The organism is Pseudomonas sp. GZD-222 (assembly GCF_049310525.1).
Taxonomy (GTDB): domain Bacteria; phylum Pseudomonadota; class Gammaproteobacteria; order Pseudomonadales; family Pseudomonadaceae; genus Aquipseudomonas.
The window spans coordinates 24922-32294 of sequence record NZ_JBMOWO010000128.1; the positions used below are offsets into that span (position 1 = coordinate 24922).

At 57.8% G+C, this 7373-nt stretch carries 5 protein-coding genes; all 5 read right to left on the reverse strand.

What is annotated here, in order from left to right:
• Positions 1 to 2: 2 nt before the first annotated feature.
• Positions 3 to 1502, reverse strand: a complete 1500-nt coding sequence (locus tag ACO6VD_RS24530) for a surface lipoprotein assembly modifier (RefSeq protein WP_422422536.1) — start codon at positions 1500 to 1502, stop codon at positions 3 to 5.
• Positions 1503 to 1597: 95 nt separating this feature from the next.
• Positions 1598 to 2356, reverse strand: coding sequence for a Slam-dependent surface lipoprotein (locus ACO6VD_RS24535; RefSeq protein WP_422422537.1), 759 nt, complete (start codon positions 2354 to 2356; stop codon positions 1598 to 1600).
• A gap of 88 nt (positions 2357 to 2444) precedes the next feature.
• Entirely contained in the window at positions 2445 to 5594 is a 3150-nt protein-coding gene (locus ACO6VD_RS24540) for a TonB-dependent receptor domain-containing protein (RefSeq protein WP_422422538.1), read from the reverse strand.
• A gap of 139 nt (positions 5595 to 5733) precedes the next feature.
• Positions 5734 to 6714: a FecR family protein gene (locus ACO6VD_RS24545; protein WP_422422539.1), complete on the reverse strand. Its 981-nt coding sequence runs from the start codon at positions 6712 to 6714 to the stop codon at positions 5734 to 5736.
• Between the two features lie 43 nt (positions 6715 to 6757).
• Positions 6758 to 7373: RNA polymerase sigma factor (locus ACO6VD_RS24550; RefSeq protein ID WP_422422540.1), on the reverse strand; the 616-nt coding region annotated here is incomplete at its 5' end.

Genomic DNA, 7373 nt, shown 5'->3' on the forward strand with positions numbered 1-7373 from the left:
GGCTAAAACTGCTTCTCCAGCTTCAGGCTGATGCTGTTCTTGTCATAGGAGTACAGCCAGTCGATGTTGCTCTGGACCTTGTTGTACTTGACCGTCAGGCTCGGAACGATGTCCTGCACCGCCAGGCGCGGGGCACGCAGGATGAAGGTGTAGCTTTGCTCGTCTTCGTTGCGCCGGGCGTCGAGGATGGCGCTGTAGGCATCGTACTGGCGCTTGCGATACGAGGCGAACAGCACGGCACTGACGCCGATACCGAAGTCCTTGGCGACCCCCAGGCGCAGGCCTTTTTGCAAGTAGGCCGCGGTGCGGTCCTGGCTGTTGCGGTCGGTGAGGTCCACACCACCAAACAGCGTCCATTGCTGCGGCAGGGCTTGCCACAGGGTGGCGTAAACCGAGCTGACATCGCCGTCCAGATTGCTGTTGATGTCGTGCTTGTAGGCCATGTCCTTGTAGTCGCCTTCCAGCTTGAACATGCGTGTGGCCGACAGGTTGTGAATCCATTCACCGCGCAGGCCCCAGGCGCTGTACATGGCGTCGTCGCCAATCGTATTGAACTCGAACGAGGGCCCGAAGGCGTACTGGTTGCGGGCGTCGTGGTAGCTGTAGCCGGCGTTGTTGATCAGTGTGCCTTCGTTGTACTTGCTCTGCTTGTCATAGGCCTGGCCGTAGAGCAATGAGCGCATGAACACGCCATGGTGACCGCTGATGGCCACGCGCTTGTTCAACGTACCCTCGTAATCCGCGCCATGGGCAGACACCGCCTTGGGCAGTGCGCGGGTGATCAGGTAGGTGCCTTCCGAGGTTTCCATACGGTAGGTAAAGCTACTTTCGGAGGACTGGTTGAGGTTGTCACTCCAGATCGGGCCGATGGCAAAGGAGCCTTGCCAATCCTCGCGGTGGTCAAGGGCCTGGAGAAAGCTGTCGACGGTCTTGCCCAGGCCCATGGCCTGCGCATCCGAGGGGCTGAGGCTGCTACTGATCTGCTGGAACGCGACGGTGGACTCGCGATCCTTGCGATTCTCGAACAGCACCCGTGCCAGCTCCAGGCGGCCGGGGAGGAAGTCGGACTGCATGGCCAGCAACTGGCGGTAGTAGTCCTCGGCCTGCTCGAGGTTTCCTTCGGCGCGGGCCAGGGCGCCATTGGCATAGGCGCTGAGCATCAGGTCGTGGCCGGGCAGCGCGGTGTAGCGTTTCAGATAATCCTTGGCGTGCAGCCATTGCTGGCGCTCGATGGACAGGTACACCGCGCGGCCCAGTTCATCGAGGTTGTTGCCAACGCTGTAGTCCTGGCCATCGATGTTCAACAGCGGCGCGGCGGTGTCGTTGGGCAGTTCATCCTTGAGAAACTCGCGCTCTTGCTGGTTGGCGCGGTACTCGATGGTCTGGTTCAGACGCAGGCTGGTGTCCTGATCCGCCGCGAGTAGCGCAGGGCTCGAAAACATCAGCAGAGAAAAGGGCACAAGGTGCAGTGTGAGGGATCGCTTGCAATAGGACTGGGGCATTACCAGGCTCTCAGAGTCGCTTCAAAGCGCCAAAAGCAAGTGCCTGACTGCTCAGGCACTTGCTCGATGGTGCTACTTCAGGATCAACCCGCTACTTACTTGCTAACGCCACCGAAAGCGGTGTCGTAGTTACGATCGGAGAATTTGGCGATACCCGCCAGCGATGCGTTGGCGCCTGCGCCGAAGAAGCTGCCTTGGGTGGTGCCTTTTGCCAGCTCGGTGTTGGTGGTCGGGTTCAGCGCTTGGGCTGCGCCACTGAAGCTGGCGTTAGCCGTATTGATGTTGGCTGCCAGCGAAACTTTCATGGCGCTGTTGCTCAACGAACCACTCAGTGTTGGCGATGCTGTGCCGAAGGACGCGGTCAGGTTGCCGGACAGCAAGTTGGCGCCGGAGTAGTTGTTGATGCCTTGCACTGCGTAGGTCACGCTGGAGGTTGGCAGTACGCGACCGGCGGTGTCGCCGGAGTAGTAAACGACGCGGGTCGGGTCGTTGTGGGTGCCGTTTTGCGACCATTCGCCGAAGTACACTTGCTGGCTGGCTACTTGTTTGAAGTCAAAGTTACCCAAAGCCGAATGGGAGGGGGGCATCATGGCCGGGGTGATGGTAGTAACCCCTTGAGCATCCGTGGGCACCATGCCTTTCAAACCGCTGAAGGGGACTTTTGCGCCGTTGTAAAAGGCTGTGACGCCGACCGCCGGAACACCCGGGGAACTTGGGTGATTTGGAGTCGAAGCGCCAGTGCCGCCAACGACGATAGCGCCGGTGTAACTTTGACCAGAAGCAGAGTCTGCTTGAGCAACGCCAGCCAGACCAAAGAGTGCCACTGCCAGTACGGTGTAGTTGAAAACTTTCATTTTTTCATCCATTGAGTAATTAAAATTAATTCAACACGTCAAGCGCTTGCTAAACAGTTTGTCAGCCTCCCATGTAGTGCCTCCAACGTTAGAAAGTAGTGGTAAAGCCGATTTTCAACGTCCGTCCGGGCGCAGGCATGGCCGAGCGAGTGAGCGGATCGATGTAATAGAGGTTGCTCAAGTTGGTGCCGGTCAACTCGATGGAAGCGTCGGCAGTCAGTTTGTAATTTATGTACGCGTCGTAAGTTACGATTTTGTCCCACGACATAGGGGTATTCAGGTAATAACTGACCATGGCTTCATTGCCATAGTTTTTATAGAACTTGCTTTCGTGTTGACGGTAATAAATAGCCCGTCCGCCAACTTCAAGTTTACGCTCAAGGAACCGTGCCCCCAGCCCGAGATTCGCCGACCATTCCGGCATTGCCATGCCAACCAGATAGCCGCCGACAAAGCCGTCATCCACGCAGTTGGGTGAAGAGCCCGTTGGGTCGATGGTGATTGCCGAGTTTTCATCACAGACTTTATTTTTCAGGACATGGGCGACGCTCAAGTCGGTGAACACGCGGCCATTATCGTAACGGCCTTGTAGTTCCAGCCCGGCAGTGGTCTGCTTTTCCAGATTGTCGAAGCGCATCTGCGGGCTGCGCTCGATCACATTTTTGGTGGTGTTGTGGTAGTAACTCAGTTTGATGTCGGCAATTTCACTGCCACCCAAACCTGATAGGTTATGGATATAAGCGGCTTCGTAGTTATGCGCATGTTCTGGCTCAAGTCCCCATGAATTGATTGAAGAGGAGAAACCGAGGGTGCTTTCGAACATGCTTGGGTAGCGAAGCGCTTCACTGTAACGAAGGTAGATCCGGCCATTTTCAGAAGTGTAGAAAGTCGCAGAAAGCGTAGGTGTCCAGCCATGGTCTTTCTGGTGCTTTGCGCTGACATCTTTATCGTAGCCTACGGGGTTGCCGTTCTCATCTACTTCGCCATGGCCATAACTGGAGCTGCTGCAAGAAATGAGCTCTTCGCGTGAGCCCTGGAAGTTAACGCAGGGGTTATTGCTGCGGGCGTATTTACCTTTGCCATTATGTGCCCAATCTCCTTGCTTCTGAATTACCTGGATGCGCGAGGTAGTTTGTTTGAATGACTCAATATCTGCCAGGCGCTCTGCTTCAGGTGTGCCGAAGACATCCCAGAAAATTTGATAGTCTTTGATCTTTTGATCAACGGCCGCTTGCCACTCGCTGTCGTTCAGCTCTTTACGGGTGGTGTAGTAAACTCTTCGGCCGGTTTGTTCGGTCTGCGTGGTAATACCGCTGTTGCCTTGAAGTTCATCCAGATAATCATCAAAGGCCCAATAAGAGGAGTAACGCATCCCGGCGTTAAAACGAGCAAAGGTCACCGGTCGCCAATCGAAATTGAAGTTGTACTCCTGCTCTTCCCGGCGTCCCGCCCGCGGGTACATGCGCAGCGCAGTACCGATCGCAGGGTCGTAGTAGTCGTCGTTGGAACTCAGCTTCTCGTGCTGGTAGCTACCGCCCAGGGTCAGATCGAGGCTGTCATGCAGTTTGAACTTGTTGCTGGCTGTCAGACCGACACGGTCGTGCTTGGCATTTGCCACTGCGGTGTTTCTGAAGGCCGGATCATCAGCTGTGGTCTGATTGGGAACACCGCCGCTGCTGTAGGTATCGCTGCGGGTATTGGTCGCCCAGAGATTGGAGTAGAAATCCACCCACGGGTTACCCTCGGGCTTGAGCTTGTATTCCAGGTTGTAGGCTTTGCTTTGCACATGGCTTAGCGGCCACTGTGGCACCCCGTGGGTGGTGGCGTCATAGAGGGTGTCGGGGCTAAAGAACGAGATTCGCGACGGCAGGATTTCGCCGTACAGCGAATCGGTGTCGCGGTAGCCGAACTCCAGGGACTGGCCTTCATCGATCTTGAATTTGGCTTTACCCAGCCACGACTCCATCTTGCTCGAGGTGTTGGGCACCTCATCGCCCGGCTTGTAGATGGTCGCCAGGTTGGGGATGTAATCCCAGCGGCCGTTGACCTTCTTTGCGGAGGAATAGAAGTCACTCTTGTTCTTGCCGGCGTAGTGGTTGCCTTTTTCCCGGTAGGCATAGGCAGTCAACAGTTCGAACTTTTCCTGGCGGGTGGCCAAGGCCAGGCGATAGGCATAATCGTCACTGGACAGCAGGTCGTTGCTGCTACTGGTGCGCGGTTGTTTGTACAGCGAAGGGTCGAAGTAGGAAGAGATCGGGAGGTGCGGGTAGTCCGGGGGCGGCATCTGCCCGGTCATCAGCGTCGGTAATTTCGGCGACACCGAATTGTTGCTGCCCTCGATCTTGAATTCGCCGCCGTACTCGAGGCCTTCCTTGAGCACATCATCGACATTCAGGGTGCTGGCCACTACCGCGCCGCCAACGCCGCTGTAGACGTTGCGCTCCAGGTTCGGCCCCTTGATGACCTTGATGCTGCCGATCAGGTTGGGGTCGATGTAGTTGCGGTTATTGGCGCCCAGGTAGCCGCGATAAACCGTCAGCGCCTGTTCGGTACCATCGATAGTCAGCGGTACCCGACCCGGGCCCTGGATGCCGCGGATGTTGGGGTCCAGGGCGCCGCTGTTGCGGGCGTCACCGCTGTAGACGTTGAGCATGCCCTTGAACAGGTCGGCGGGGGCGGCGCCCTTGTAGCGTTCGATCTGTTCCTTGCCGGCGTAGACCGTGGAGATGTCCTGGTCGTAGATGTCGTTGTAGCCCTTTTCGTCGCGGGACTCCTTGTACTCCATGCCGTGCACGTAGGTGGGGTGCAGGTCGCCATCGTTCAGGGCTGCCGAACCCGACGCCGATTGCACCTGGATGACCGGTCGATCAGGCTGGCCGGCCAGGCTGTAGGTGACGTTTTGATTGGCCAGCAACTGCTGCAGTGCGGCCTCCAGGGAAAGACGGCCGTGGACCGGGTTGCCATAGGCGCCAGCCAGGTTGCTGCTACCGATGTAGAGCTCGGCACCGGCCTGGCGGGCCAGCAGCACCAGTGCCTCATCCAGCGCCAGCGCTGGCACGTTGAAGGTGTGATAGTTGCCCTGGGACGGGGCATGGGTTGCGCTTTCGACCGGGCTGGCCTGCACGGTACCGAGCGTGGCTGCATCGGTGATCAACGCCAGAACGGCGAGCTGTACGCCCAGGCTCAGGCGGGTGCGCGTTGATGCCGTGCGCTTCTTGTTGTGTTCTTGCGTTTGCAAAACCGGCCTCACTAAAAGCAAATAAGATTTATTTACGTGTAGTAAGAACGGGGAAGGCGCAAAAACGCGATAGATCGTTATGATCTAATTGTTTGTATTTTTATACGCTCTTTTGTTTTGCTCAGGCGGGCCGGGGCATTCAGTAGATCAGCGTGAGTCCTGGCAGATCGATAATGCGTGCATGAGCTTGTGCGGCCAGGCGCTTGAGAGCGTCGTCGAGGTTGTCCAGGCGCATCACCGCACTGATCTGCACCTTGCGTAGCGCCTCGCCCTTGACCAGGACCAGGCCGGATCGATAGCGGTTGATCCGCGCCACCGCATCCGCCAGCAATTCACGCTGGAATACCAGGCGTCCTTCCTGCCAGCTGGCTAGCTCATCAGGGCTGATGTTCAGCGGCAGCAGGCCCGAGGTCGGGCTGAAGCGCAGGCTCTTGCCCTGGTCCAGCAGTGCCGAGCCGGCTGCATCATTGAGCTCGCGATGGCTCAGGTCGACTTCGACCTGGTGCTGCAGCACACCCACCCAACCTTCGCGATTATCGCCGACACCTACCAGGTAGCGCGTGCCACGCGCGGTGATGTCTGCACCGGCGGTCCGGACGGTGAAAGGCCGCCGCTCCTGTTCCGTCACCGGCGCGGGGGTGAATACCGCCTCACCCTGTGTCAGGCGGACCAGACGGGTCTGCTCGTCGTAGGCAAGGTTGAGAATGCTGTGGCTGCCCAGTTCAACCTGACTGCCGTCCGCCAGGGTGATCTGACGGATTTCACCAAAACCGGTGTGATAGTCGCTGCTCAGCGCTTGTAGCCAGAAGGGTGGTGCCAGCAGCATCCAGCAACCCAGAGCCAGGGCTGTTGCGGCGCTGCCGGTGGCCAGCGGCATCTGCAACCAGCTACGGCGCGCAGGGCGCTGCGGCTTGACATAACCGCTGCGCTGTTTGAGCTGCGCGGTAGCCTGCCAGGCACGATCGGCCCGCTCAGCGGCAGCGGCATGCACAGGGTCAGCCGCCAGCCAGCGGCGATAAGCCTGTAGCTCACGCGCCGATAGCTGTCCTTGACGATGGCGCGTCACCCAATCGGCTGCTTCGCGCTCTACCGGGTCGATACGTTGTGGGGAAGCATTCACGGTTTTGTCTGGTTACCTTATTACTTTTTATCGTACACAAGGCCTAATCCTCTAAGCCCGGATCAAGCGCCTTGCCGATCCTGGCGAGGGCCATCGCCATGTGTTTTTGTACAGAGCTTGTGGATATCCGTAAATAGCGAGCGGTCTCTTTGTGGGTCATGCCCTCGACACGCAGGAGCAGGAAGACATCACGGGTGCGCTCCGGCATCCGCTCAAGCAGGCTTTCCAGATGTTCCAGTTCCAGGGTGCCAATGGCTTGTTCTTCGGGGCGGCTGGTCTCGTCGACCAAAGTGTCGAAAAACGCCGCAGGGTCATTGTCGAAGCGCCTTTCACCGTAGCGTCGGTAGTGATCAATCATCAGATTGTGCGCGATCCGAAACAGGTAGGCTGGCCCGCGAAGCATGCTCTCCAGGTTATCCATTTGAGCGATTCGCAAAAACGTTTCCTGCACCAGGTCCGAGGCCAGGCTTGGGCTGCATTTTTTGCGCAGAAGATAACGATGCAGGGCAGACGAATGTTGGGTGAACAATTTTTCCAGCACGGCAGCGCTTTCCTTAGCTCGGGCAGAACCGGGTGAGCGCGGAGTATAATGAAAATCTTTCTCATTAAGCCAGTGCTGGCGTGGCCTGAATGGAGGAGGGGCACTGAGTGGGAGCGGG